Origin of the sequence: Mesorhizobium sp. M1A.F.Ca.IN.020.03.2.1 (assembly GCF_004023205.1) — a bacterium.
Lineage (GTDB): Bacteria > Pseudomonadota > Alphaproteobacteria > Rhizobiales > Rhizobiaceae > Mesorhizobium.
The window spans coordinates 1-25,643 of record NZ_RZSV01000069.1 but is presented as its reverse complement, the minus strand read 5'-3'; the positions used below and the strand labels follow the sequence as shown (position 1 = coordinate 25,643).

19 protein-coding genes and 1 pseudogene are annotated in these 25,643 nt (G+C 65.1%); 9 read left to right on the top strand and 11 right to left on the bottom strand.

Annotated features, from left to right (window positions below):
• Positions 1-92: 92 nt before the first annotated feature.
• Entirely contained in the window at positions 93-2,165 is a 2,073-nt protein-coding gene (locus tag EOA79_RS13775) for a hydantoinase/oxoprolinase family protein (protein WP_095825568.1), read from the bottom strand.
• A gap of 220 nt (positions 2,166-2,385) precedes the next feature.
• Here EOA79_RS13775 and EOA79_RS13770 point away from each other — a divergent pair, with 220 nt between their 5' ends.
• The 5 genes from EOA79_RS13770 (at position 2,386) to EOA79_RS13750 (ending at position 8,965) form a co-directional block, all read left to right on the top strand.
• Complete coding sequence (locus tag EOA79_RS13770) at positions 2,386-3,213, top strand: ferredoxin--NADP reductase (RefSeq protein ID WP_095825593.1); 828 nt, start codon at positions 2,386-2,388, stop codon at positions 3,211-3,213.
• Positions 3,214-3,355: 142 nt separating this feature from the next.
• Positions 3,356-4,405, top strand: a complete 1,050-nt coding sequence (gene deoC, locus EOA79_RS13765) for a deoxyribose-phosphate aldolase (RefSeq protein ID WP_095825594.1) — start codon at positions 3,356-3,358, stop codon at positions 4,403-4,405.
• A gap of 166 nt (positions 4,406-4,571) precedes the next feature.
• Entirely contained in the window at positions 4,572-6,947 is a 2,376-nt protein-coding gene (locus EOA79_RS13760) for an aldehyde dehydrogenase family protein (protein WP_127335643.1), read from the top strand.
• Between the two features lie 201 nt (positions 6,948-7,148).
• Complete coding sequence (locus EOA79_RS13755; protein ID WP_095825570.1) at positions 7,149-7,880, top strand: SDR family oxidoreductase; 732 nt, start codon at positions 7,149-7,151, stop codon at positions 7,878-7,880.
• Between the two features lie 239 nt (positions 7,881-8,119).
• Positions 8,120-8,965 (top strand): fumarylacetoacetate hydrolase family protein, encoded by an 846-nt coding sequence (locus tag EOA79_RS13750; RefSeq protein WP_095799123.1) that lies wholly within the window; start codon positions 8,120-8,122, stop codon positions 8,963-8,965.
• A 182-nt stretch (positions 8,966-9,147) separates the two neighbouring features.
• Here the strand turns inward: EOA79_RS13750 and EOA79_RS13745 are convergent, their stop codons facing one another.
• The 6 genes from EOA79_RS13745 to EOA79_RS13720 all read right to left on the bottom strand — a co-directional run bounded on the left by EOA79_RS13745 (position 9,148) and on the right by EOA79_RS13720 (position 15,447).
• Positions 9,148-10,146: an ABC transporter ATP-binding protein gene (locus EOA79_RS13745; RefSeq protein WP_066996130.1), complete on the bottom strand. Its 999-nt coding sequence runs from the start codon at positions 10,144-10,146 to the stop codon at positions 9,148-9,150.
• A gap of 15 nt (positions 10,147-10,161) precedes the next feature.
• Positions 10,162-11,223 (bottom strand): Gfo/Idh/MocA family oxidoreductase, encoded by a 1,062-nt coding sequence (locus EOA79_RS13740; RefSeq protein ID WP_095824397.1) that lies wholly within the window; start codon positions 11,221-11,223, stop codon positions 10,162-10,164.
• A complete protein-coding gene (locus EOA79_RS13735) occupies positions 11,220-12,059 on the bottom strand; it encodes a carbohydrate ABC transporter permease (RefSeq protein WP_066996124.1) in 840 nt (279 codons plus the stop codon). Before EOA79_RS13735 ends, EOA79_RS13740 begins: the two co-directional genes overlap by 4 nt.
• An 8-nt stretch (positions 12,060-12,067) precedes the next feature.
• Positions 12,068-12,997 (bottom strand): sugar ABC transporter permease, encoded by a 930-nt coding sequence (locus EOA79_RS13730; protein ID WP_095799125.1) that lies wholly within the window; start codon positions 12,995-12,997, stop codon positions 12,068-12,070.
• 229 nt (positions 12,998-13,226) lie between these two features.
• On the bottom strand, positions 13,227-14,486 hold the full coding sequence (locus EOA79_RS13725) for an ABC transporter substrate-binding protein (protein ID WP_067324040.1): 1,260 nt from the start codon (positions 14,484-14,486) through the stop codon (positions 13,227-13,229).
• A 52-nt stretch (positions 14,487-14,538) separates the two neighbouring features.
• Positions 14,539-15,447: an N-acetylmuramic acid 6-phosphate etherase gene (locus EOA79_RS13720; RefSeq protein ID WP_095824396.1), complete on the bottom strand. Its 909-nt coding sequence runs from the start codon at positions 15,445-15,447 to the stop codon at positions 14,539-14,541.
• A gap of 200 nt (positions 15,448-15,647) precedes the next feature.
• Between EOA79_RS13720 and EOA79_RS13715 the strand changes: the two genes are divergently transcribed.
• From EOA79_RS13715 to nagA, 4 genes are read left to right on the top strand one after another with little or no spacing between them, the layout of a single operon-like run.
• A complete protein-coding gene (locus EOA79_RS13715) occupies positions 15,648-16,529 on the top strand; it encodes an N-acetylglucosamine kinase (protein WP_095824395.1) in 882 nt (293 codons plus the stop codon).
• A gap of 43 nt (positions 16,530-16,572) precedes the next feature.
• The gene (locus tag EOA79_RS13710; protein WP_095799128.1) at positions 16,573-17,352 is read left to right on the top strand and encodes a GntR family transcriptional regulator; all 780 of its coding nucleotides are present in this window, start codon (positions 16,573-16,575) and stop codon (positions 17,350-17,352) included.
• On the top strand, positions 17,349-18,380 hold the full coding sequence (locus EOA79_RS13705) for an SIS domain-containing protein (RefSeq protein WP_095824394.1): 1,032 nt from the start codon (positions 17,349-17,351) through the stop codon (positions 18,378-18,380). The genes EOA79_RS13710 and EOA79_RS13705 overlap by 4 nt, the downstream gene beginning before the upstream one ends.
• Positions 18,377-19,537, top strand: coding sequence for an N-acetylglucosamine-6-phosphate deacetylase (gene nagA, locus EOA79_RS13700; RefSeq protein ID WP_095824393.1), 1,161 nt, complete (start codon positions 18,377-18,379; stop codon positions 19,535-19,537). The genes EOA79_RS13705 and nagA overlap by 4 nt, the downstream gene beginning before the upstream one ends.
• Positions 19,538-19,729: 192 nt before the next feature.
• On the opposite strand, the gene EOA79_RS13695 is transcribed toward nagA, so the two are convergent.
• The 4 genes and pseudogenes from EOA79_RS13695 to EOA79_RS13680 form a co-directional block, all read right to left on the bottom strand.
• The gene (locus tag EOA79_RS13695) at positions 19,730-21,256 is read right to left on the bottom strand and encodes a malonyl-CoA synthase (RefSeq protein ID WP_095824392.1); all 1,527 of its coding nucleotides are present in this window, start codon (positions 21,254-21,256) and stop codon (positions 19,730-19,732) included.
• Positions 21,257-21,317: 61 nt separating this feature from the next.
• Entirely contained in the window at positions 21,318-22,058 is a 741-nt protein-coding gene (locus EOA79_RS13690) for a GntR family transcriptional regulator (protein ID WP_095824391.1), read from the bottom strand.
• 261 nt (positions 22,059-22,319) lie between these two features.
• Positions 22,320-22,997, bottom strand: coding sequence for a ribulose-phosphate 3-epimerase (gene rpe, locus EOA79_RS13685; RefSeq protein ID WP_095799132.1), 678 nt, complete (start codon positions 22,995-22,997; stop codon positions 22,320-22,322).
• Between the two features lie 200 nt (positions 22,998-23,197).
• Positions 23,198-25,643, bottom strand: a pseudogene (locus tag EOA79_RS13680) (hypothetical protein); the annotation flags it as partial.

Sequence of the window (25,643 nt, the reverse complement as noted above, 5' to 3'; positions counted from 1 at the left end):
CGTCAAATCCATCTCGTCGCAAACTTGCTGCAGGGCGGCCTGCAGCACCGAAAGCGTGATCGTGTCGAGCTTTGCCCCTTCGACTGCCATTGTCAGGCCTCGCCGATGTCGATGATGATGTTGCCGTCGGCGTCCGAACGCGCATGATCGCCGGGTTCAAGCACGGTGGTGGCGTCCATCTGCTCGAGGATCGCCGGTCCCTCGATTGTTGCGTCGAGCGGCAGCCTTTCGCGCGCATAGACCGGCGTCTCGTGCCAGCGCCCGCTGTACCAGACCGGCCGGATCTCGCGCCGCGCCTCCTCCAGCGTCGCCGCGCGTCCTGCCGGGTCGATCAGCTGAGACAGGTCGATCTGCGGCCGCACACCCGTCACCGAGGTGTTGAGGTTGACGAGATTGGCGCGGATCTCCGGCAGTTCGACCTTGAAACGCGCGAAATAGGCTTTTTCGAACAGCTGCTGCAGCGTCGCCCGTGAAACCGAGGATGACGGCAGCGGCACGTTGATGATGTGCGTCTGGCCGACGAATTGCATGTCGGCGGAGTGGGTGACGCGGATTGCATCGGGCTTCACTGCTTCCTTGCCGATCAGCGACTCGCCTTCGTTTCGGTGCCGTTCCAACAACTCGCGAAGCTTTGCTTCGTCGAGGCTCGCTACCGGCTGGTTGACCGTATTGACGAAGTCGTGCCTGAGGTCGGCGACGACGCAGCCGAGCGCGTTGGTGATACCCGGGCGTGCCGGCACCACCACTTTCGGCAGGCCGAGTTCGCGGGCCAGCGCCGTCGCGTGCAGCGGCCCGGCGCCGCCGAAGGCGAACAGCGCGAAATCGCGCGGGTCGTGGCCGCGCGACACCGAAACCATGCGGATGGCGCCCGCCATCTTCATGTTGCCGAGCCTCAAGATGGCACCGGCCGCCTCGACGCCGGAAAGGCCCGTGTGCCTGCCGATTCTGTCCTCGAAGATTGCGGTGACGCGCTCGACAGTGACCGGATTGTCGACCGCAAGCAGCTTCTTCGGCGCCAGCCGCCCGAGCACCAGATTGGCATCCGTGATGGTGGGTTCCGTGCCGCCGCGCCCGTAGCAGATCGGGCCGGGATTGGCACCGGCGCTTTCCGGACCGATCTGGATCAGGCCGGCGGCGTCGACGCGCGCGATCGAGCCGCCGCCGGCGCCGACGGTGTGCACCGCCACCATCGGCACATGGATCGGCATCGCATATTCGATCTCGATCTCGTTCGAGACCGCGGGCTCGGCGTTGCGGATCAGCGCCACGTCGGTCGAGGTGCCGCCCATATCGTAGGTCACCAAGTTGGCGAAGCCGGCACGCTTTCCCGTGTAAGCGGCGGCGATGACGCCGGAAGCCGGACCGGACATGACGGTCTTTGCCGATTCCTGCGTGACGAAGCGGGCCGAGATCATGCCGCCATTGCCGTTCATGATCAGGAAGTCGCGCGCATAGCCTTTCGCCGCGAGCTCCTTGCGCAGCCGCTCGACATAGCGCTCCAGGATCGGCTGCACCGAGGCGTTGACCGCCGCCGTCACGCCGCGTTCGAATTCGCGCGCCTCCGAAAGCAGCGCATGGCCGGTCGTGATGTGGCCGTTCGGCCAGAGCTCCGCCGCGATTTCGGCCGCGCGCCGCTCGTGCGAGGGGTTGGCGTAGGAATGCAGGAAATGGATTACGAGCGACTCGCAGCCGGCGTCGAGCAGCTTTTTCACGGCATCGCGCATTTCGGCCGCGTCGAGCGGCAGGCGAACCGCGCCGGACGCCTCGACGCGCTCCGAAACTTCGAGCCGCAGATCGCGCGGAATGACCGGCACGAAGGTGCCCGTCATGCCATAGGCTTGCGGCCGCGTGCGCCGTCCAAGCTCGATCACGTCGCGGAAGCCGCGCGTCGTGATCATGCCGGTCCTGGCCAGCCGGCGCTCCAGCACGGCGTTTGTGGTGGTCGTCGTGCCGTGCACGATGAGGTCGATGCCCTCGACCGGAAAGCCGGTCGCGCCAAGTGCGGCGACCACGCCAAAGGCCTGATTTTCTACCGTCGTCGGGGTCTTGGCGATGTGCACCTTGCCGCCGGCCTTGCCGTCGATCAGGAGCAGATCGGTGAAAGTTCCCCCGACATCGATGCCGGCAACCACGCTTCCCGCCGACGCCGAAAATTTCTCATTCATTGCCGAAACCCGAAATGCCAGGACTACGGATATGCCTCGGTTTGGAAAGCCGTTTTACGCTGCCATCTTGACCTGAAGATCATTTGTATACTAATAAATTCCGGACACAAGAGCTTACCGCTTGGCAGTGTGCAGAGAGCACGTCGGAACCTGACCGTTCGGGCGCGCAGGAGAAAGTTTGGCGCCAGCGCCCCGCGTCCGCGCCGGAAAGTTGGGTTTGATGAACACGACATCCGCGTTGAACCTCGCCGGTGCAAAGCCGCTGCAGTTCCCGATCCCGACCAATGTCTATGCCGAGACCGTGGTATCGGTGAAGCATTACACCGACCGCCTGTTCTCGTTCCGCATCACCCGCCCGCAGTCGCTGCGCTTCCGCTCCGGCGAGTTCGTCATGATCGGTCTGCCCAATGCCGAGAAGCCGATCTTCCGCGCCTATTCCGTTGCCAGCCCCGCCTGGGACGACGAGCTCGAATTCTTCTCGATCAAGGTCCCGGACGGTCCTCTGACCTCCGAGTTGCAGAAGATAGAGGTCGGCGACACCGTCATCATGCGCCAGAAGTCGACCGGCACGCTGGTGCTCGACGCGCTGACGCCTGCAAAGCGCGTGTTCATGATCTCGACCGGCACCGGCATCGCGCCTTTCGCCAGCCTGCTGCGCGACCCCGACACCTATGAGAAGTTCGATCAGGTGATCCTCACCCACACCTGCCGCGACAACGCCGAGCTCACCTACGGCCAGGAACTGGTGGCTGCGCTCGAGACCGATCCGCTGATCGGCGAGCTGACCGGCGGGCGTGTCACGCTCTACAATTCGACGACCCGCGAGGAGTCGGCGCGCATGGGCCGGATCACGGCCCTGATCGGCTCGGGCAAGTTTTACTCCGACCTCGGCATCGACAAGCTCAATCCCGAGACCGACCGCATCATGATCTGCGGCTCGATGCACATGCTGAAGGACGTCAAGGAGCTCGCCGAAAGCCTCGGCTTCCAGGAGGGCTCGCTCAGCCATCCCGCCAGCTTCGTCGTCGAGCGCGCCTTCGTCGGCTGAGGCGCGTCTCCCAGTGTTTTGACCATGCGGTCAAAAACCTACTGCTTTTGCCGCCTTTTTCCGCTATGAGCCACTGAAGGACTCGTGAAGGACAACTTCGCGGGCTATCTTCAGTGCACGTCGCTGAATGAAAGGGCAGGAGATGAGCAGCACCATCCGCGAGGCCGGCTCAGGCGCGTCCAAGATCATGCCGCTGCCGGCGCGTGCCGCCGCCAACACGCCGATGCCGCTGGAGCACGGCATTGCCCGCAATCCTGGCATGAAGCTGGACCTCGGCTTCCTCGAATCGGTGCGCAGCGTCAACCGCTCGGCGCTGGAGCGCCGCGTCGCCACCCTCACCAAGCGGCGCTCGATCAAGGCCGACAACCAGGCCGCCTGGCTGCTGCGCGCGATCGCCTGCATGGACCTGACCACGCTGAATTCCAACGACACCGACGAGCGTGTGCGCCGGCTCTGCGCCAAAGCGATCAATCCGCTGCGCCGGGACATCGTCGAGGGCCTCGGCATCGCCGACGAATCGATCCGCCCCGCGGCGGTTTGTGTTTACCATCCCTTCGTGGCCACGGCCGTGGATGCGGTGCGTGGCACAGGCATCCATGTCGCGGCCGTCTCCACAGCGTTCCCGCACGGCCTTGCGCCGCTCTCGACCCGCCTGCAGGAGATCGAGGCCTCGGTGAAGGACGGGGCCGACGAGATCGACGTCGTCATCCCGCGCGGGCTGGTTTACGGCGCCAAATGGCGCGAACTGTTCAACGAGATCGTCGCCATGCGCGCCGCCTGCGGCGAAGCCCATCTCAAGGTCATCCTAGGCACGGGCGATCTCGCCACCCTGCGCAACGTCATGCTGGCTTCGATGGTGGCGATGATGGCGGGCGCCGATTTCATAAAAACCTCGACCGGCAAGGAAAGCGTCAACGCCACGCTTCCCGTCGGGCTTGCGATGGTGCGCGCCATCCGCGCCTATTTCGAGGAGACCGGCTATCTGATCGGCTTCAAGCCGGCGGGCGGCATTTCCACCGCGAAGGTCTCGCTCGACTGGCTGGTGCTGATGAAGGAAGAGCTTGGCCGGCCCTGGCTCGAGCCGCAGCTGTTCCGCTTCGGCGCCTCCAGCCTGCTCACCGACATCGAGCGCCAGCTCGAACATCATTTGACCGGCCACTATTCGGCCAACCATCGCCACGCGATGGCGTGAGCCACCCCCCTCCCCCTTGCGGGGAGGGTCGCCGCGAAGCGGCGGGGTGGGGGTCGAAAAACAAATCTGCCTGATCCATGCACCAAACCATTAGACATTTACCCCCACCCCGATCGGCTTCGCCGATCGACCCTCCCCACACGGGGAAGGGTAAAGGAGCGACCCCATGAACATCCTAGAACGTTATCGCGCCATGGAGTACGGCCCGGCGCCGGAAGCCCGCAACGAGGCCGACGCCTGGCTCGCCGGCCGCGATTTTTCCAGGGCGCTGTTCATCGACGGCGCCTGGAAGGCGGCGGCAAGCGGCAAGACTTTCGATACCAGCGAGCCGTCCTCCGGCAAGCTGCTGGCGAAGATCTCGGATGCCGGCGCCGGCGACATCGACGCCGCGGTTGCGGCGGCCGCAAAGGCGCTGCCGAAATGGTCGGCATCCTCGGGCTACGCCAGAGCCAAAGTGCTCTATGCCATCGGCCGCGCCATGCAGCGCCATCAGCGCCTGTTCGCGGTGTTGGAATCGATCGACAACGGCAAGCCGATCCGCGAGAGCCGCGACATCGACGTGCCGCTGGCGATCCGCCACTTCATCCATCATGCCGGCTGGTCGCAGACGCTCGAGAAGGATTTTCCCGGCCACAAGCCGGTCGGCGTCGTCGGCCAGGTCATTCCGTGGAACTTCCCGCTGCTGATGCTGGCCTGGAAGATCGCGCCCGCGCTCGCGGCCGGCTGTACGGTGGTGCTGAAGCCGGCCGAATTCACGCCGCTCACCGCCATACTGTTCGCCGAGATCTGTGAGCGCGCCGGCGTGCCGAAAGGCGTCGTCAACATCGTTCAGGGCGGACCGGAGGCGGGTGCCGCCATCGTCAACCATCCGGGCGTGCAGAAGATCGCCTTCACCGGTTCCTCCGAGGTCGGCAAGATCATCCGCAAGGCAACCGCCGGATCGGGCAAGAAGCTGTCGCTGGAGCTCGGCGGCAAATCGGCCTTCGTCGTTTTCGAGGATGCCGACCTCGACAGCGCCGTCGAGGGACTGGTCGACGGCATTTGGTTCAACCAGGGCCAGGTCTGCTGCGCCGGCTCGCGGCTCCTGGTGCAGGAAGGCATCGCGGAGGCCTTCATCGCCAAGGTCAAGGTCAGGATGAGCCGCCTGCGCGTCGGCAGCCCGCTCGACAAGAACACCGACATCGGGCCGCTGGTCGACCGCACGCAGCTCGACCGCGTCAAGGGCCTGATCGCCGAGGGCGCCAGGCAGGGCGCCGCTTGCTGGCAGCCGGACGCTGCCTTGCCGACGACGGGCTACTATCACTTGCCGACGCTCGCCACCTCTGTTTCGCCGGCTAATATCCTGGCGCAGGAGGAGGTGTTCGGGCCGGTGCTGGCGACGATGAGCTTCCGTAACACCGAGGAGGCGATCGAGCTAGCCAACAACACGCGTTACGGTCTTGCCGCTTCGGTGTGGAGCGAGAACGTCAATCTCGCTTTGCATGTCGCGCCGCAATTGAAGGCGGGCGTCGTCTGGGTCAACGGCACCAACATGTTCGATGCGGCCTGCGGCTTCGGCGGCTATCGCGAAAGCGGCTTCGGTCGCGAAGGCGGACGGGAAGGGATGTTCGAATATCTTGCCGCCAAGCTGCCGGTCGGCCCCGCCATCAAGCCGGCCGCAGTCGGCTCGGCGCAGGTCGTCGAGCAGGCTGACGGTATGGCCATCGACCGCACGGCAAAGCTGTTCATCGGTGGCAAGCAGGTGCGTCCGGACGGCAACTACTCGCTGACCGTCGCCACCGCCAAGGGCAAGCTTGCCGGCGAAGTCGGCCTTGGCAACCGCAAGGATATCCGCGACGCGGTCGCCGCCGCGCGCGCCTGCAAGGCCTGGCCGGACGCGACGGCCTTCAACCGCAGCCAGGTGCTCTACTACTTCGCGGAAAACCTTTCGGGCCGTGCCGATGAGTTCGCTGCACGCCTTGTCCAACTCGCCGGCGTGACGGCGAAGGCAGCGCGCGAGGAGGTTGAGCAGTCCATCGAGCGGCTGTTCCTCTATGCCGGCCTCACCGACAAGTTCGAGGGCCGCGTCCACCAGCCGCCGGCCCGCGCCGTGACGCTTGCGCTGCACGAGCCTGTCGGCGTCGTCGGCATCGTTGCGCCGGACAATCAGCCGCTCCTCAACTTCGTCTCGCTGGTGGCGCCGGCGCTCGCCATGGGCAACGCCGTGGTGGCCGTGCCGTCCGAGCGTCACCCGCTTTTAGCCACGGATCTCTACCAGATCATCGAATATTCCGACATTCCGGCCGGCGCCATCAATATCGTCACCGGCCGCAGCGCCGAGCTCTGCGGCGTTCTGGCCAAGCACGACGACGTCGATGGGCTCTGGGTGTTTGCCGATGCCGACACCTGCGCCAAGGCGGAGGCCGATTCCATCGGCAACCTCAAGCGCGTCTGGACCGGCAATGGCCGCAGCCTCGACTGGACATCGAGCGAGGCGGCTGGCGAGGCCGTCCTGCGCCGCGCCATCGAGGTCAAGAACGTTTGGGTGCCTTACGGCGACTAAGCGCGTTCCAGACCGGGTCTGGTTTGACGACACTCGCGCCGCAAATTCGGCGCGTTTGCCGCAGGCTTCCAGGCTTGACGCATCGGCATGTGTTCTTTAACCAGAAAAAACAATTGGCCTGCGGAATAGCGGTCAGGCTCGCCTGGCACATTGCATCCCGTCTGGCCGCCACTAAGAAAGCTTGCGACACCGGAGGGAAGCATGGCGGATCTGGCAGGCAAAGTGGTCGTCATCACCGCGGCGGCGCAAGGCATTGGGCGGGCGAGCGCGCTGGCTTTCACCAAGGCCGGCGCCACCGTTCATGCCACCGACATCAACGAGCAGCTTTTGGCCGAACTCGGCAAGACTTCCGGCATAAAAACCCGCAAACTCGACGTGCTCGATGACGCAGCCGTGACATCGGCCTTCGCCGAGATCGGCCCGGTCGATGTTCTGTTCAATTGCGCCGGCTTCGTCCATTCGGGCTCGATCCTCGAAATGACGGATGCCGATCTCGACTTCGCCCTGAATCTCAATGTCCGCTCTATGATCCGCACCATCCGCGCCGTGCTGCCCGGCATGCTGGAGCGCGGCGACGGCTCGATCATCAACATGGCATCGCTGGCGAGTTCGCAGAAGGGCGTGCCGAACCGTTTCGTCTACGGTCTGACCAAGGCCGCGGTCATCGGCCTGACCAAGGCGGTCGCCGCCGACTATGTGGCTAAGGGCATCCGCTGCAACGCCATCTGTCCGGGCACGGTCGAGAGCCCGTCGCTGCAGGACCGCATGCATGCGCAGGGCGATTATGAGGCGGCGCGCGCCGCCTTCATCGCCCGCCAGCCGATGGGAAGGCTGGGCACGCCGGAAGAAATCGCCGATCTCGCCGTCTATCTGGCGGGCGCCACCTACACTTCGGGGCAGGCCTACAATATTGATGGCGGCTGGTCGATCTGACGCCCGTTTCGAAAATTGGGGGCGGTTCGCAGTGCTAGTGGGCGAACAGGAAGATCGGATCGGGGCTACGCGTTCATCGGAAGCATCGAAAAGTCTGAAAAATCCAGCCTGCCGACCTACTGCGTGGAGTCCGCGCTTGCGGGGTACCAGGCTGATGGCTAGGGTCCGCCCGATTTTCGCATGAGGTCGTGGCGGAAAGTTTTGCAAATCGGTCTTTGGCCGCAAGGTGGAGAGAAAAGATGAAGTTGCTGCGCTATGGCGAGATGGGAAGCGAGCGTCCCGGCCTGCTCGATCAGGATGGCACGATCCGCGACCTTTCGGCCTATGTCGCCGACATCGCCGGCACGGCGCTGCATCCGGCTTCGCTGGAGATGCTGTCGAAGCTCGATCCGAAATCGCTGCCGGCTGTTTCCGGTAGCCCACGCATCGGAGCCTGCGTGGCCGGCACGGGGAAATTCATCTGCATCGGCCTCAACTATTCCGACCACGCTGCCGAGACCGGCGCCACCGTGCCGCCGGAGCCGATCATCTTCATGAAGGCGAGTTCGGCTATCGTCGGGCCGGATGACGACGTGCTCATCCCGCGCGGCTCGGTCAAGACCGACTGGGAGGTCGAGCTCGGCGTCGTCATCGGCAAGACGGCGAAGTATGTCAGCGAGGACGACGCGCTGGATTATGTTGCCGGCTATTGCGTCGCGCACGACGTTTCCGAGCGAGCCTTCCAGGCCGAGCGCCAAGGCCAGTGGACCAAGGGCAAGTCCTGCGACACGTTTGGCCCGATCGGCCCCTGGCTGGTGACCACGGACGAGATCGCCGACCCGCAGAACCTCAAAATGTGGCTGACGGTCAACGGCAAGACCATGCAGAACGGCTCGACCAAGACGATGGTCTACGGCGTGAAGTATCTGGTTTCCTATCTCAGCCAGTTCATGTCGCTGCATCCCGGCGACATCATCTCCACCGGAACGCCGCCCGGCGTCGGGCTGGGCATGAAGCCGCCGGTGTTCCTGAAGGCCGGCGACGTCGTCGAGCTCGGCATCGAGGGCATGGGCCAGCAGAAGCAGACCTTCAAGGCGGACGAGTAAGCGCAGACCTCGCCTTCTCCCCTTGTGGGAGAAGGTGGCCGCGAAGCGGCCGGATGAGGGGTGTTGGAACGATCTCTGCGTTGCAGAAGTAAGCGTCGCACTCCGCTGGAGCACCCCTCATCCGTCTCGGCGCTGCGCCCCCGATCCACCTTCTCCCGCAAGGGGAGAAGGGGAGGCCGGCGCTACTTCAACACCCTTCCATCTGCCCCGAACCGATACGTCTTCGCCGGATCCGGCGTTGCATAGAGCGTCGCGCCCGGTTCGGCATTGTAGACGCCGAAGATCCGCACGGTGAGCAGCCCGGCCTTCTCGCAGTCGAGATAGAGATTGGTGTCGGCGCCGAGATGCTCGGCATGCACCACCGTGCCTTTCCAGGCGCCGGATTTTGCATCGACCGTCAGATGTTCCGGGCGCACGCCGACGGTCTTCGCCGTCTCGCCAAGCTTGGCGCCGTCGATGAAATTCATCTTCGGCGAGCCGATGAAGCCGGCGACGAATTCATTGGCCGGCGCATTGTAGAGCTCCATCGGGCTGCCGATCTGCTCGATGCGGCCGGCATTGAGCACGACGATCTTGTCGGCCAGCGTCATCGCTTCGACCTGGTCGTGCGTGACGTAGATCATCGTTGCCTTTAGCCGCCGGTGCAGCTGCGCGATCTCCAGCCTGGTGTTGACGCGCAGCGCCGCGTCGAGATTGGACAGCGGCTCGTCGAACAGGAACAGCTTCGGCTCGCGCACCACGGCGCGGCCGATCGCGACGCGCTGGCGCTGCCCGCCCGACAGCTCCGCCGGCCGCCGCTCGAGATAGGGCTCGAGCGACAGCATCGCGGAAGCTATCTTGATGCGGCGCTCGATCTCGGCCGAAGGCGTGCCGGCCTGTTTCAGGCCGAGCCCCATATTGTTCTTCACCGTCAGATGCGGATAGAGCGCGTAGGTCTGGAACACCATGGCGATGCCGCGTTTTGCGGGCGGCGTGACGGAGACGTCGTCGCCGTCGATCACCACCCGCCCGGAGGTCGAATCCTCTAGCCCTGCGATCACGCGCAGCAGCGTCGACTTTCCGCAGCCGGACGGGCCGACGAAGACGACGAATTCGCCGTCATTGACCTCGAGGTCGATGCCCTTCAGCACCTCGACCGGCCCGAATGCCTTCTTCACGTTCTCGATGTTCAGCGAGCCCACGGCTTCGTCCTTGTTCTAGAGTTTGATTGGCGCGCCGGTGCGCACGCTCTGGTCGGCGGCGAGGCAGACGGCGAGCGACTTCACCGCGTCCTCCATGTGGCGGGTCAGGTCGATGTCCTCGCGGATGGCCTTGAGCAGGAAGGCTTGTTCAAGATCGCAGAGTTCCTGGTGCCCCGGCTCGCCTTCCATCGACAGCAGTTCGTCCTCTTTGATGAACTTTCCGTCCGGCCCGGTCGCGGCGCTGTGCAGGCGGATGGTCGACGTCTTGGTGTGTGTGTCGATGTCGTCGGACTTAACGCCCTCCTTCATGACGATCGACACAGAGCCTTTGGGCGACATCACGTCCTTCACGAAGAAGGCGGTCTCCGAAACCATCGGTCCCCAGCCGGCCTCGTACCAGCCGACCGAGCCGTCTTCGAACAGCACCTGCAGTTGGCCGTAATTATACATCGAGGGCGCCACTTCATCGCTGAGCCGCACGCCCATGCCGCGCACCTCGACCGGACTGGCGTCGGTGATCTGCAGCATCACGTCGAGATAATGCACGCCGCAATCGACGATCGGCGAGGTGGTCCGCATCAGCTGCTTGTGCGTTTCCCAGCTGTGGCCGGAGGACTGCTGGTTGAGGTTCATGCGGAACACATATGGCCCGCCGAGCTTGCGCGCCTCGGCGATCAGCCGCATCCAGGACGGATGGTGGCGCAGGATATAGCCGATCACCAGCTTCCTGCCGTTGGCCTTGGCGGCATCGACGACGCGCCTGGCGTCCGCCACCGTGGTCGCCAGCGGCTTCTCGACGAAGACATGGCAGCCGGCCTCGAACGCCCGCACCGCATAGTCGGCGTGGCTGTCGGAATAAGTAGCGATGGCGGCGACGTCCGGTTTCTCGTCGCGCAGCACGTCCTCGAAGGAGCGCCTGATGCCATAGCCCGCGAGCCCATCCGGCAGCGGCACCTCGGAACGGTTGACGAGCGCGGCGATCTCGAAGCTCGGATTGGTGTGATAGGCCAGCGCATGGCTGCGGCCCATATTGCCAAGGCCGGCGACGACGACGCGAAGAGGCTGTTCTGCACTCACTTGACGGCTCCTGACGTGATGCCGCGGATCAGCTGCCGCGAGAAGATGACGTAGAGGATCAGCACCGGCAGGATCGCCAGCGAGAGCGCCGCCAGGATCGCGTTCCAGTTGGTGACGAACTGGCCGAGGAAGAGCTGCGCGCCGAGCGTCACCGTCTTGGTCTCTTCCGACGGCGCCAGGATCAGCGGGAACCACAGGTCGTTCCAGATCGGGATCATGGTGAAGACGGCGACCGTCGCCATCGACGGGCGCACCAGCGGCAGCACCAGCCGGAAGAAGATCGTGTACTCCGACAGCCCGTCGATCCTGCCGGCGTTCTTCAGGTCGTCGGACACCTGCTTCATGAACTCCGACAGAATGAAGATCGCGAGCGGCAGGCCTTGCGCCGTGTAGACCAGGATCAGCGCCGTCAGCGTGTTGACCAGCCCGCTCGCCACCATCAGCTGCAGGATGGCGACGGTGCCGAGGCGGATCGGGATCATGATGCCGAGCGCGAGATAGAGCCCCATCATCGTGTTGCCGCGGAAGCGGTATTCCGACAGTGCGAAAGCGGCCATGGCGCCGAACAGAAGCACGAAGAACAGCGAGGCGACCGTTACGACGAGGCTGTTCTGGAAATAATGCAGAAAGTCGCCCTGGCCGAACACGGTGGTGTAGCCGATCAGGTCGAAAGTTTTGGGCGTCGGCGGCGTCAGCGGCGCGCCAAAAATACCGGCGCGCGACTTGAACGAGTTCATGATGACCAGGATCACCGGGAACAGCGCGATCACCGTGTAGGTCAAAAGGACGGCATGGGCGCCGATGGTCCGGGGAAGCGAATGTGTTGCGGTGCTCATGGCGCGCCTCAGAACTGATAGCGACGCAGGCGCGTCTGGACGAGGAACAGGTAGACGCAGACGCCGGCGAGGATGATCAGGAACATGATCGTGGCGATCGCGGCACCCATGTTGGGATCGCCGACCTGCAGCTGGAAACCGAAGAAGGCGCGGTAGAGGAAGGTGCCGAGGATGTCGGTCGAATAATTCGGACCGGCGAGCGCCCCTTGCGCGGTGTAGATCAGGTCGAAAGCGTTGAAATTGCCCACGAAGGTCAGGATCGAGATGATGCCGATCGAAGGCAGGATCAGCGGCAGCTTGATCTTCCAGAACTGCGCCATACCGGTGACGCCGTCGCATTCGGCGGCCTCGATCACCTCGTCCGGGATCGACAGAAGTGCTGCATAGATCAGCATCATCGGGATGCCGACGAACTGCCAGACCGAGACGAGGCTGAGCGCGGTGAGCGCATATTGCTCTTTGCCGAGCCACGGCGTGAACAGGCTCTTCAGCCCAACGAAGTCGAGCAGGTGCGGCGCCACGCCCCAGATCGGCGACAGGATCAGCTTCCAGGCGAAGCCGACGATGACGAAGGACAGGATCGTCGGCACGAAGATCGCGGTGCGATAGAAGGCGGCAAACCGCAGTCTCGGGCTGGACAGCAGCGCCGCCAAGAGGATGCCGATCGGATTCTGCACCAGCATGTGGATGATGAAGAACCAGACATTGTTCCTGAGCGCATTCCAGAAATTCACCGACCAGTTGGGATCGCCGAACAGCTTGTGGAAATTGTCGAACCCGACGAACACTTGCGCCTGGTTGATGTTGCGGAACAGAGAAAGCTGCAGGGTGCCGAACAGCGGCAGGATCATGACTGCCGTGTAGACCAGCACCGCCGGCGCCAGGAAGACGCCGATATGCCAGCGGATCGGTTTCTTGGGTCGTGTTTGTGCGGCCATGAGTTCGGTCCCCGCCGTCTCTCGGTTCCAGGTCGATGGTGCTTGGCTGATGCCTCGATGCACGGCGGCTTGACTGTCCCCATGATGCGAGGGAACAAGGCCAGCGACAGTGCGGCTTCGTCTTCCCGCAAGGGTGAGGGTAAGACCGAGAGGCGGCGCCGACAATCGCTATTAAATCTGTCCGAAGGCCGGCCGGGCAGCTGCCCGGCCGGTTCGAATGGCTAAAGTCTTACTTCGCCGGCTTGTACCAGCTGTCGAGGCCGTCCTGCAGCTTCTTGGCCGCGGCTTCCGGCGTGTCGGTGCCGTTGATCACGTTGGCCGATTCGACCCAGGTCTCGTTCTCGAGGTTTGGCGTGCCGCGCGACAGGATCTGGTAGGTCGAGCGGATCGTCGACTTGCACTTGCCGCGCCAGGAGACGAATTCCTGTGCCAGCGGGTCCTCCATCTTCACCGGGGTGTTGTTCAGGCTGAAGAAGCCCGGCAACGCATTGGCGTAGATGTTGGCGAAGTCCGGCGAAGCGACCCAGGACAGGAACTTCTTGGCTTCTTCCGGGTGCTTCGAGGCTGCGTTCAGGCCCATGCCGATATCGGTGTGGTCGGAGATGTAGCAGGTGTCACCGGCCTTCTGCACGGGCGGCGGGAAGGCGCCCATCTTGAACTGCGCCTGGGTGTTGAACAGGCCGATCTCCCAGGAGCCAGCCGGGTAGATGGCGGCGCGGCCGAGCGTGAACAGGTTCTGGCTGTCCGGATAGGTCTGCGCCTCGAAACCGTCGCCGAGATAGGGCTTCCACTTGGCCAGTTCCTTGTAGGGTTCAACCCACTGCGGATCGGTCAGCTTCTGCTCGCCCTTGATCAGCGCCTGACGGCCTTCCTCGCCCTTCCAGTAGTTCGGGCCGATGTTCTGGTAGCCCATGGTCGCGGCTTCCCAAAGGTCCTTCGTGCCCATCGCCATCGGGATATAGGTGCCGTCCGCCTTGATCTTGTCGAGCACGGCGTAGAACTCTTCATTCGTCGTCGGCACCTTGAGGCCGAGCTTGTCGAAGGCGTCCTTGTTGTAGATGAAGCCGTGGATGACCGAAGCCATCGGCACGCAGAAGCTCGACTTTCCGTCGTCGGTCTGCCAGGCGGCCTTGGCGACCGGAGAGAAGTTGTCCATGCCGGGCAGCGACGAGAGGTCGGCGAGGTTGCCCTTCTTGAACAGCTCAAGCGACTTGTCGAAGGGGCGGCAGGTGATCAGGTCGCCCGCCGAGCCGGCAGAGAGCTTGGCGCCGAGTGCCGCGTCATACTCGGTCGGCGCCGAGGGCGCGAACACCACCTTGATGCCGGGGTTCTTGGCTTCGAAGGCCGGGATCAGCTTGTCCTTCCAGATGGTCAGGTCGTCGCCGCGCCAGCTCTCGATGTTGAGCGTGACGTCTTCGGCGAGGGCCATCCCGGTGGTGCCGAGAATGCTCGTGCCGATGAGAAGTGCCGTCAGTAGTTTGGTCGTCATGTCCAGTCTCCCTGTTGACCTTTTTCAGGTTCGGTTTTGATGAGAACAGCGGCTAGCGCGCCTTGCTCCCCTCGATCGCGGAAAGCGCCGGCCTGAGCTTCTGGCCGGTTTTTTCCAGTATCTTCTCGGCCGCATCGGCATTGGCAGCACCCGCGGCGAGCAGAATGGCAGTCTTGACGCCGCCACCGCTCTCTTCGAGCAGGCGCGCCGCATCTTCGCGGCTGCGTCCGCTGATGGCGGCCACCATGCGCACCGCGCGGTCACGCAGCTTGATGTTGTCGGCGGCAAAGTTGACCATGTAGCCGTCATGCACATGGCCGAGATGGACGGCAGCGAGCGTCGACAGCATGTTGAGCGCGATCTTTTGTGCTGTTCCCGCGCCCATGCGCGTCGAGCCGGCGATCAGCTCCGGCGGCGTCTCGAGCAGGATGGCGACGTCGGCCTCGCCGAACAGCGTCGCGCCGTTGTTGTTGGCGATCGCGATCGTCGCCGCGCCCCGGCGCCGGGCATCGCCGATCGCCTGGACGGCATAGGGCGTCGAGCCGCTGGCCGAGATGGCGATCAGGCAGTCGCCCTTGCCGATATTGGCATTCGCGACGGCTGCCGCGGCTTCCTCGGTATCGTCTTCCGGTCCGCCGGCAAGCGTGCGGAACGCCTCGTCGCCGCCGGCGATCAGGATGGCGATGCGGTCCCGCGCTATACCGAATGTGCCGGGAAGTTCCAGCGCATCGGCGACAGCCATCAGGCCGGAACTGCCGGCTGCCGCGTAGGCGAGCCTGCCTCCACCCTTCAATTGTCTGGCGACAAGCTCGGCGGCCTCGGCAATGGCCGGAATGGCGCCGTGCACGGCCCTGGCGGCCTCGATTTGCGCATTGGCGAGGAACGAAAGGATGGCGTCCGGGGCCTGGACATCCAGCCCCGCGGCGTTCTGATGAAGCGCTTCCGTGCGCGTCTCGGCCATCCGCTTTCCTCCAACTGATCGAACAATACCAACAAAATACCACTTGTCCACATCTCTCATCGCGTTTTCATGCTCCGGAGCGCGTCGGGGACAAATTTCCATGTCTTTTCAATCAAATACGCCTTATTCTTTTTTGAACCTAAATTAACGCTTGGCTATTGGTATTTTATTGGTATTATCCGCGACGAGGAGAAAATCGCGTGAAATTCGTGCTTGGCATCGATGGCGGCGGCACAAGCTGCAGGGCGGCCCTTGCGACCGCCGACGGCGCTGTCGTTGGCCGCGCCAAGAGCGGCGCGGCCAATATCCGCACCGACCTTACCGGGGCGCGCGCAAACATCGTCGAGGCGGCAAGGCAAGCTTTCGTGGCCGCCGGTGAAGATCCGCAGCTGATCCCCGAGACGCCTGCCATTCTCGGCCTCGCCGGAGCCAATGTCGGCACCTACAGGCAGCAGCTGGAAGCGATCCTGCCGTTCAGCAAAAGCCGCGTCGAGACCGATGCCGAGATCGCGCTCGAAGGCGCCGTCGGCTCCGGCGACGGCGCCATGGCGATCCTGGGCACCGGCACCGCCTATATGGCGCGCAAAGCGGGCAAGTCGCGCGCCATCGGCGGCTGGGGTTTCCAGGTCGGCGACCAGGGCAGCGGCGCCCGTATCGGCCGCGACCTGCTCGAGCAGACGCTCCTTGCCTATGACGGCATCCGCCCCGGCTCGCCGCTGACGGATGCCATGCTTGCCGTCTTCCGCAACAATCCCGAGGACGTGGTCGAGTTCACCACCAACGCCAAGCCCGGCGACTTCGGCGGTTTCGCCCCAAAAGTCTTCGAGCATGCCGAAAAGGGCGATCTCGTCGCCAATTGGATCCTCGATAAGGCGGTTGCCGATGTCGAGGCTTCGCTGGGCGCGCTCGAACTCGCCGACGATGCTCCGCTATGCCTGCTCGGCGGCCTGGCGCCGCTCTACGCGCCGCGGCTGTCGGGGCGCTATCAGGCGCTGCTGAAGGCCCCGCTTGACGACGCGCTCGGCGGCGCGGTGCAGATGGCCGCGCGCATCTTCGCGGGCAAGTCCGGAGGCGCCCGATGAGCGCCGTCGACCGGATCTTCGCCATGCTGCCGGAGGCGCCGCGATGAGCGCCGCCGACCAGATCTTCGCTATGCTGAAAGAATCCTCGCAAAGCGGAGCGCCGCTTTACCTGCAGCTGAGAAAAAGCATCGAGGAAGCGGTCAATCGCGGCCTGATCGGGCCGGGTGACGCGCTGCCTTCAGAGCGCGATATAGCCAGCAAGGCCGACATTTCGCGCGTCACTGTGCGCAAGGCCGTGCAGGATCTCGTCAAGGGCGGCATCCTCGTCCAGCGCCATGGCTCCGGCACCTTTGTCGCCCCGCGCATGGAACGTGTCGAGCAGTCGCTGTCGCGGCTCACCTCCTTCACCGAGGATATGGCGCGCCGCGGCATGGTCGTGCGCTCGGCCTGGCTCGACCGCGGCCTCTATGCGCCCTCGCCGGACGAGATGATGGTGCTCGGCCTGTCGTCGAGCGAGCTGGTGGCGCGCGTGGCGCGCCTGCGCATCGCCAACGACACGCCGCTGGCGATCGAGCGCGCCGCGATTTCGGCGAGCGTGCTTCCCGACCCCGAAGCGATCGGCTCCTCGCTCTACGCGGCGCTGGAACTGACCGGCAACCGCCCGATGCGGGCCGTGCAGCGCATTTCGGCCGCCAATCTCGGCGACGGCGACGCGCGCCTTCTCGAAGTGCCGCCGGGGGTTGCCGGCCTGCACATCGAACGTATTTCCTATCTGGCGAGCGGCAAGGTGATCGAGTTCACGCGCTCGATCTACAGGGGCGACGCCTATGACTTCGTCGCGGAACTCCGGCTGACCGGGCCGGGAGAGGAGAGCCGGCCATGAGCGCAACCGCCACCCACATGCGGCGCGAGATCGAGGAGATCCCGCAGGCCACCGCCCGCCTGCTGGACGGCTCAGCCAAGGTGCTGGCCGAGGCCGGCCGCGGCCTTCGCGAGCGCGATCCGCATTTCGTCGTCACCGTGGCGCGCGGCTCGTCCGACCATGCCGCCACCTTCATGAAATATGCCGTGGAGCTGACGGCCGGCCTCGCCGTCGCTTCCGTCGGCCCGTCGATCGCTTCCATCTATGGCGCGAAGCTGAGGCTGCGCGGCTCGGCTTGCCTGGCGATCTCGCAGTCGGGCAAGAGTCCCGACATCGTCGCTATGGCCGAAACCGCGAGAACCGGCGGCGCGCTCACCGTCGCCATCACCAACACCGCCGACTCGCCACTGGCGCGCGCCTCGGATTACGCCATCGACATTCTCGCCGGCCCGGAGCGCAGCGTCGCGGCCACCAAGACCTTCGTCAATTCGGCCGTCGCGGCCCTGGCGCTGATGGCGCACAGCACTGGCGATGAGGCGCTGCTTGCTGCGCTCGCCCGCCTGCCGGAGCATTTCGACAAGGCGATCGCCTGCGACTGGATGGCGCTCGCCACGGCGCTCGAGACGCCGCGCTCGCTGTTCATCCTCGGCCGCGGCCCATCCTTCGCGATCGCCAGCGAGGCGGCGCTAAAATTCAAGGAAACTTGCGCCATGCATGCCGAGGCCTATAGCGCCGCCGAGGTCATGCATGGGCCGCTGGCGCTGGTCGGGCCGGGCTTCCCGGTCCTGGCGCTTGCTGCCCGGGACGCGTCGGAGCCTTCGGTGACCGAGGCGGCCGACAGCTTGACGGCCAAAGGCGCGGCCGCTTTCGTCACCTCCGATAATGCGAAGGCAGCCGGGCTGCTGCCGTATGTCGCAACCGGCCATCCGTTAACCGATCCGCTGCCGCTGATCGTGTCCTTCTATGGCTTCGTCGAGGCCTTCGCTCGCCATCGCGGCCTCGATCCGGATGCGCCACGCAATCTGCGCAAGGTGACGGAAACCGTATGAGCGACCGTTTCGCCCTTACCGGCGCCCGTATCTTCGACGGGGCCGACTGGCACGACGATACGGCCCTTGTCGTCAAGGACGGCATGGTCGAGGCCATTCTGCCCACCGGCGCCGTGCCGTCAGGCGTCTCCCGTGCCGAGACCGGTGGCGGCCTCTTGGTTCCCGGCTTCGTCGACATCCAGGTCAATGGCGGTGGCGGCGTTATGCTCAACGACCATCCCGATGTCGCCTCGATCGAGACCATCTGCCGGGCGCACGCGCCCTTCGGCACCACGGCCCTCCTGCCGACGCTGATCACCGACACGCCGGCGATCACCGCCGCGGCGGTCGACGCCGGCGCCGAGGCCGCCCGGAAGAAGGTGCCGGCTTTTCTTGGGCTGCATCTCGAAGGCCCGCATCTGTCCGTCGCGCGCAAGGGCGCGCATGATCCGGCTCTTATCCGGCCAATGACGGACGCTGACCAGGCTGCGCTGGTCGCGGCGCGTCAGGGCTTGCCGGTGCTGCTCACCACGGTCGCACCGGAATCGGTCCAGCCGGCCCGGGTCACGGCGCTGGCCGCGGCCGGCATCGTTGTCAGCCTCGGCCACTCCGACACCGGCTATGCCACGGCAACGGCCTTCGCCGAGGCCGGCGCCACGGTCGTCACCCATCTCTTCAACGCCATGAGCCAGATCGGCAATCGTGAGCCGGGACTGGCCGGAGCGGCGATCGACACCGGCAGCTTCTACGCTGGCATCATCGCGGACGGAATCCATGTCCATCCCGGCACCATGACGCTTGCACTCAATGCCAAGAAAGGCCCGGGCAGGATCCTTTTGGTCACCGACGCCATGGCGACGATCGGCACCGACATGACATCCTTCACCCTCAACGGCCGTACCATCTACCGCAAGGACGGGAGTCTCAGGCTTGCCGACGGCACGCTGGCCGGCGCCGATCTAGACATGATTTCCGCCGTGCGCTTCGTCCATCGCGTGGTCGGGCTCGATCTCGACGAGGCGCTCCGCATGGCCTCGCTCTATCCCGCCGAAGCGATCGGCCAGGCGCATCGCCTCGGCCGCTTCGCCAACGGCACCGCAGCGGACATTGTCGGGCTGTCGGAAGACCTGGACGTCAAGAATGTCTGGATCGGCGGCGAGAAGGTTTTTGCGGCGTAGGCCTCTTCCTTCGTCATCCTCGGGCTTGACCCGAGGATCCATGCCGTGACCTCTGCCGTGGGGCGCAACGGTGCAGAATTCTGTAATCGTTGCACGCTTTGGCGTTAAGGCCTGGCTTCCAGGGTCTTCCCGCGTCGCTCCGCTCCTTGCTCCGCCCTAAAATGACGAAGCTGCCGGGCGTTTGCACTAGTCCTAGCTCTGCGGTCTGGATTGGTAGATATCCTTGTACGCCTCGCGCAAAACGTTCTTCTGCACCTTGCCCATTGTGTTGCGCGGCAATTCGTCGACGAAGATCACCTGCTTTGGATGCTTGTATTTGGCCAGCCGCCCGGCAATGGCGTCGGCGATATCGGCTGCGCTGATTGCCGAGCCCGGCTTGCGCACCACGACCGCCGTGACGCCTTCGCCGAAGTCGGGATGCGCAACCCCGATCACCGCGCTTTCGGCAACGCCGGCAAGCGCGTCGATCTCGCTCTCGATCTCCTTGGGATAGACGTTGTAGCCGCCCGAGATGATCAGGTCCTTGCCGCGGCCGACGATGTGGACATAGCCGCCGGTGTCGATCAGGCCGAGGTCGCCGGTGATGAAGAAGCCGTCGTCGCGGAATTCGGCCTTGGTTTTCTCTGGCATCCGCCAATAGCCGGCAAAGACGTTCGGGCCCTTCACCTCGATCATGCCGATCTCGCCCTGGGCTAGCGGCTTGCCGCTTTCGGGGTCGGCGACGCGCAGCGCGACACCCGGCAGCGGAAAGCCGACCGTGCCAGCGCGCCGTTCGCCGTCATAGGGATTGGAGGTGTTCATGTTGGTTTCGGTCATGCCGTAGCGTTCGAGGATGGCGTGGCCGGTGCGCTCGCGCCAGGCATTATGCGTCTCGCTAAGCAACGGCGCCGAACCGGAGATGAACAGCCGCATGCGGCTGGCCGCCTCCTTCGTCAGGCCCTGCTGCTGCAGGAGCCGCACATAGAAGGTCGGCACGCCCATCAGCGCGGTCGCGCGCGGCAGAATCGAAATCACACGGGCCGGGTCGAACTTCTGCTCGAACAGCATCTTTGCGCCGGCTATCAGGATGACGTTGGTCGCGACGAACAGGCCGTGCGTGTGGAAGATCGGCAGCGCGTGGATGAGCACATCATCGCTGCTGAAGCGCCAGTAATCCACCAGCACGCGCGCGTTGGAGGCGAGGTTCTCGTGGCTGAGCATGGCTCCCTTGGAGCGGCCCGTCGTGCCCGATGTGTAAAGGATGGCGGCAAGATCGTCGGGGCCGCGCTCCAGATCCGCAAAATCCGCCGGCTGCAGCGCCGCACGGTCCGCAAGCGTGCCCTGTCCGTCGCGGCCTAGCGTCAGCGTCGCCGCCCCCGCCGATGCGGCAAGCGGTTGCACATCCTTCACCTTTTCCGGATCGCACACGACCAGCCGCGGCTCCGCGTCGCGGAAGAAATAGTCGAGCTCCGGCAGCGTATAGGCGGTGTTGAGCGGCAGGAAGACGGCGCCGGCGCGCAGACAGGCGAGATAGAGGAGCAAAGCTTCAGGGGTCTTCTCCACCTGCACCGCGACGCGATCGCCGGGCAGCACACCAGCGGCCACCAGCGCGTGCGCAAACCGCGCGGACCGCGCCAGCATGTCGGCATAGGAAATCGAACGCCCGTCATCCGTCTCCATCAGCACTTGGCCAGGCGCCGGCATGCTGGCGCGAAACGCGTCGAACAGGTGATTGGTCATGTCGTCCCCTGGCGTCGAAAGCTCGGCCAGAGCGAATATCAGATTTGTCAGCGATGGGCAGCTATTTGCGACCGCGCGCGGCCTTGCCTGCGCGAGCCCGCGGACCGTCGCCTGGGCTGAGCTGCGCCATGCACATCTCCGCCGTCAGGCGGTAGTGACTGAGCAAGGCCTCGACCGCGCCGTCGGCGTCGCCGTCCATGGTCCGCTCGGCAATCGTCCGGTGCTCGCCGAAGTCGTCGCGTTCGGAGCCGGGGCCGCGCTGCGAGATCAGCCGGTAGCGGGAGGCCTGGTCGGAAAGCTGGTCGCAAAAGCCGATCAGCCAATGCGAGCGGCAGGCGCAGATCAGCGCCCGATGAAAGGCGCGGTGCAGCTTCTCCCATTCCGGATTGTTGGTTGCCGGGTCGTCGGGCCGGCGGCGTTCGGCGCGCGCCAGGCGGTGCAGGGCGAGCACCAGCTGTTCTTCCCATTCCGCGGTGCGGTGCGCAATGGATTCGCGTAATGCGCGTTCTTCCAGCCAGCACCGCGTGCGGGTGAGCTCCTCCAACTCGGCCGCGTTGACCGGCATCACGAAGAAGCCGCGCTGGTCGTGGCGGCCGAGCAATCCCTCGGCGGCCAGACGGTTCAGCGCCTCGCGCACCGGCGAGGCGCCGGCGCCATACCGGGAAACGACCCATTCGACGCGCAGCTTGCCCTCGGCTTCCAAAGCTCCCCGCAGCAAGTCCTCGCGGAGCTGATGGTAGACCGAACTGGCCAGCGTGCTCTTGGCACCCTTGCCTTCGCCCGTATCGGCGTTCCCGTACAATTTGACTCCTGTTGCCGGCCCCTGTTTTGCAGGGTCCCTCGGCCAAGCAATTTCATACGATGTATCTTGCAGCCGAGCACTGCCGCCTAAAAACGTATGATGGCGATATTCGTACTTTGAGACAAGGCGGGGTCAATTATCGAATAAAGTAAAATCCACTTGAAAAAAGGCTGACGTCAGTGGGAGACTTGACATAACTCGGTATACTGAACAGCCCTTAGTTAGCGAGGCGGCTTTGCTAGGAACGCACTGTCGACGTCTTTAACGGGCGGCCTTGTCGGCGGCTGAGCGGATCGCTTCGATATTTGCCCGATAGGTTTCTACTGTGCCGCCTTTGAAAATGGCCGCGCCGGCCACCAGCACGCCGGCGCCGGCGGCCGTCACCAGCGGCGCCGTTTCCGGCGAGATGCCGCCGTCGACCTCGATGCGGATCGGGCGCTCGCCGATCAGCGCCTTGACCTTTCGCACCTTGTCGACGATCGCCGGGATGAAAGCCTGGCCGCCGAAGCCGGGATTGACGGTCATGATCAGGATGAGGTCGAGCCGGTCGAGCACATATTCGATCGCCGTTTCCGGCGTCGCCGGGTTGAGCGAGACACCGGCCTTCTTGCCGAGACCTTTGATGGTTTGCACCGAACGGTCGAGATGCGGGCCGGCCTCGGCATGCACCGTTATGCCGTCGCAGCCGGCCTCGGCAAAGGCCGCCAGGTAGGGGTCGGCAGGCGCGATCATGAGATGGCAGTCGAAGAAGGTTTTTGTCCGGTTGCGGATCGCCTTGATCACCGGTGGGCCGAAAGTGATGTTGGGCACGAAATGGCCGTCCATCACGTCGAGATGGATCCAATCGGCTCCGGCCGCCGCGACCGCTTCGACCTCGTCGCCGAGCTTCGAAAAGTCCGACGCCAGCACCGATGGTGCAATCAGGGTCTTCTTGCTCATGAAAGGCTTCTCCCGGCATCCTCATCGGCGCTCTGTGCTGCGCGCTGGCACGCGGGTCTGCCTAGACCATCGTCCGGCCAAGGGGAAGCGTGTTTTCCGCTTCGCTCGACGGGCACGCAAAACGCGAGCTGCGATGCGGGAAGGAGAGAACCCGCTGGATTTTTCCGGCGGTTTCGCGGGCGCGGTAGTGATGGGCTGCCCTACTGAAGGTTGTCGGTCGCCGGGTTCCGCTGCAGCCTTGGTTGGCTTCTTGGCACCAACTGCTGCAGGATATTCGGATTGAGCAGCAGGTCCGGATCGATCTCCAAGCCTGGCCGCCTGCGGATCGGGAAGCAATCCGGATACCGGCCGGCCGTTCCGACCGGGCAGCGCCGCCTGATGATCGGCTGGCACATGCCATCGATCATCTCCGAGCCTGGCGCGCATACAGCGTCTTCGAACCTGCCGCATCTACCTTCGATCACTTCGGTGCCGCGTGGACACACGCAGACGCCGCGTTTGTTGAGGAACTGGCCGCGGATGGAGCATGCTTGCGGCTTCCTGACCGGCACGCAGGCTTTGCCCTTCAACGCCGTCCCCCTCGGGCAGACGCAATCGCCATCGGCATTGCGCACCTGGCCACGAATGCGGCACTGGCTGGGCGGCTGCTGCCTGTCGGGCACGCAAGCCTTGGCGGCGCGGTCGACATGCGTGTCCTTGGGACAGGCGCAGCCATCCGGTGTCGGCACGGCGCCGCGGATAGTGCATTTCGGTGGAGCGACGCGGCAGACGCCGTTCACCAGCTCGCCGCGCCGGCATACGCAATTGCCGTCCTGGTCGCGGTACTGGCCGGGACGCAGCGTGCACTGCGGCTCCTGCGGCTGCTCGCTCTGAACGCATCTGCCGTTTTCCAGCTCGGCGCCTCGCGGGCAGACGCAGCGCCCGTCCTCGGTCCGGATCTGGCCCTTGAGTAGGACGCAGCGCTGCGGCACTGGCAGCGGCAGAAGCTTGGTGCCGCCGGACGAGCAGTGACCGTTGCGGAATGTGGTGCCGTCCGGGCAGGCGCAGCGGCCGGCCGAGTTGAGCACCATGCCGCCCGAACACTGGTTCTTGACCTCACGCTTGATTGTGAAGGGGTGGCATGCATAGGCCCTGCCGCGGTCGCCTTGCGCGTTGGCTGGGGCGCGCGACAGCACATCGCCGCCGCCCTGCACCGGCGTGTTTGGCGAGAGCACCCCGACGCAGTTCTGTCCGCTGACCGTACCCCGCAGAGTGGCAAGGCGCGCGTCGTCGGGAAGGACCACTGTGACATGACGCGTATGGCTTTCGCCGGCGCCCAGCGTCAGATTGGCGATGCAGGACGCCGGCAGCGTCGCCGGCTCCGGCGAGCAGCCGAAAGGCGGGTCGATCGCGGTGATCTTGACACCCTCCAGCCTGCCGAGACCGTCGATGCCGACCGCATCGCCGATGCGGACCGGACCGGAGAAGGCATTCGGCCCCTCATTCGTGATGGTAATCTCGAACGAGCAGGGCGCGCCTGGCTGGCATTCGCTGTCGCCGGTCTTCTCGACGCGGATCGTGGAGGCCCCACCGCCTTTCGCGCAAGCCTGGCCGATCGGATAGACGATGTCGTCGCGGGGCGCCGGCCCAAAAGAGCCGCGCGCGCAGTTCTCGAACGCGTCATTGCCGCCGACCGTCACGTCGAAGTGCCGGCTGGTTCCGGGCGTCATGACGGCGCCGGCAATCTGGCAAGACAGCATGTTGGCGGGCACTGGCCCGCAGTTCCAGTCGGCGCCGTCCGGGGTCACGGTCCGGACAGCGACCGGCGCGCCGCCCGACACCAGCGTGGCGGCATCGTTGACCCGCACCGGACCGGTGGGGGCAGCAGTGCCGGCATTGGTCACGGTGATGCGGCAGGATACCGAAGACGCACCGGCCAGCGAGCTCTCGCACGCCTTGGTGATGCGCAGGCCGGGCTTGGCGCCATTCGGACGGCGGATGCGCTCGGTCGCGCACGCCTTGTTGTTCGCGAGGTCGACCTCGCCGGCAATGGCCTTCACCTCGGCGCAGTTCTCGACCGTGTCCGGCCGGTAGTTTGCCGGCATGACCGCCTTGACCACGATGGGCGTCGAGGCGCCCGGCGGCAGCGAGATGCCGGCATTGTCGCAGCGGAACTGGCCGGGGCCGTTCGGCAAGCAGGTCCATGGCGGGCTGGGCCCGAAGGCCGAGGAGGTCGGCGCGTCGCCCGGATAGGTGTCGATCACGGTCAGCGGCCCGTGATAGGTGCTGGTGCCGTTGTTGATGATATCGATCACGAAGCTGCAGATGCCGTCCGGCGTGCAGACCGGCATGCGGGCGCGCTTCTTCAGCAGCAGGTCGACCTTCTTCTCGACCGCAGGCTGGCATTGCGGATCGCGATCGCCACGGCGGCAGACCGGGATCGAGGCGCAGCCGCGATCGTTCTGCTGGCTGCCGAACAGCGGCTTGCCGCTCGCCTGGTAGTCATAGGCGGCGCAATTGCGCAGCACGCTGCCCTGCCAGCCGCCGGCCGGCTTGAAGCCGAGCTTGAGGACGGCGGAGGCGCCCGGGTGGAGCGTGGTTGCCGGATGGGTGCAGGTGATCGGCGTCGTCCCGGGCGCGCAGACCCAGGGTGGGTTCGGTCCCGAC

What these genes read in the sequence shown, in the direction of transcription:
- EOA79_RS13770 (WP_095825593.1), top strand. Translation starts at nt 2,386, where the DNA reads ATGAACACGACATCCGCGTTGAACCTCGCCGGTGCAAAGCCGCTGCAG.
- EOA79_RS13725 (WP_067324040.1), bottom strand. Translation starts at nt 14,486, where the DNA reads ATGACGACCAAACTACTGACGGCACTTCTCATCGGCACGAGCATTCTC.
- nagA (WP_095824393.1), top strand. Translation starts at nt 18,377, where the DNA reads ATGAGCGACCGTTTCGCCCTTACCGGCGCCCGTATCTTCGACGGGGCC.
- deoC (WP_095825594.1), top strand. Translation starts at nt 3,356, where the DNA reads ATGAGCAGCACCATCCGCGAGGCCGGCTCAGGCGCGTCCAAGATCATG.
- EOA79_RS13775 (WP_095825568.1), bottom strand. Translation starts at nt 2,165, where the DNA reads ATGAATGAGAAATTTTCGGCGTCGGCGGGAAGCGTGGTTGCCGGCATC.
- EOA79_RS13730 (WP_095799125.1), bottom strand. Translation starts at nt 12,997, where the DNA reads ATGGCCGCACAAACACGACCCAAGAAACCGATCCGCTGGCATATCGGC.
- rpe (WP_095799132.1), bottom strand. Translation starts at nt 22,997, where the DNA reads ATGAGCAAGAAGACCCTGATTGCACCATCGGTGCTGGCGTCGGACTTT.
- EOA79_RS13695 (WP_095824392.1), bottom strand. Translation starts at nt 21,256, where the DNA reads ATGACCAATCACCTGTTCGACGCGTTTCGCGCCAGCATGCCGGCGCCT.
- EOA79_RS13710 (WP_095799128.1), top strand. Translation starts at nt 16,573, where the DNA reads ATGAGCGCCGCCGACCAGATCTTCGCTATGCTGAAAGAATCCTCGCAA.
- EOA79_RS13755 (WP_095825570.1), top strand. Translation starts at nt 7,149, where the DNA reads ATGGCGGATCTGGCAGGCAAAGTGGTCGTCATCACCGCGGCGGCGCAA.
- EOA79_RS13720 (WP_095824396.1), bottom strand. Translation starts at nt 15,447, where the DNA reads ATGGCCGAGACGCGCACGGAAGCGCTTCATCAGAACGCCGCGGGGCTG.
- EOA79_RS13735 (WP_066996124.1), bottom strand. Translation starts at nt 12,059, where the DNA reads ATGAGCACCGCAACACATTCGCTTCCCCGGACCATCGGCGCCCATGCC.
- EOA79_RS13760 (WP_127335643.1), top strand. Translation starts at nt 4,572, where the DNA reads ATGAACATCCTAGAACGTTATCGCGCCATGGAGTACGGCCCGGCGCCG.
- EOA79_RS13705 (WP_095824394.1), top strand. Translation starts at nt 17,349, where the DNA reads ATGAGCGCAACCGCCACCCACATGCGGCGCGAGATCGAGGAGATCCCG.
- EOA79_RS13750 (WP_095799123.1), top strand. Translation starts at nt 8,120, where the DNA reads ATGAAGTTGCTGCGCTATGGCGAGATGGGAAGCGAGCGTCCCGGCCTG.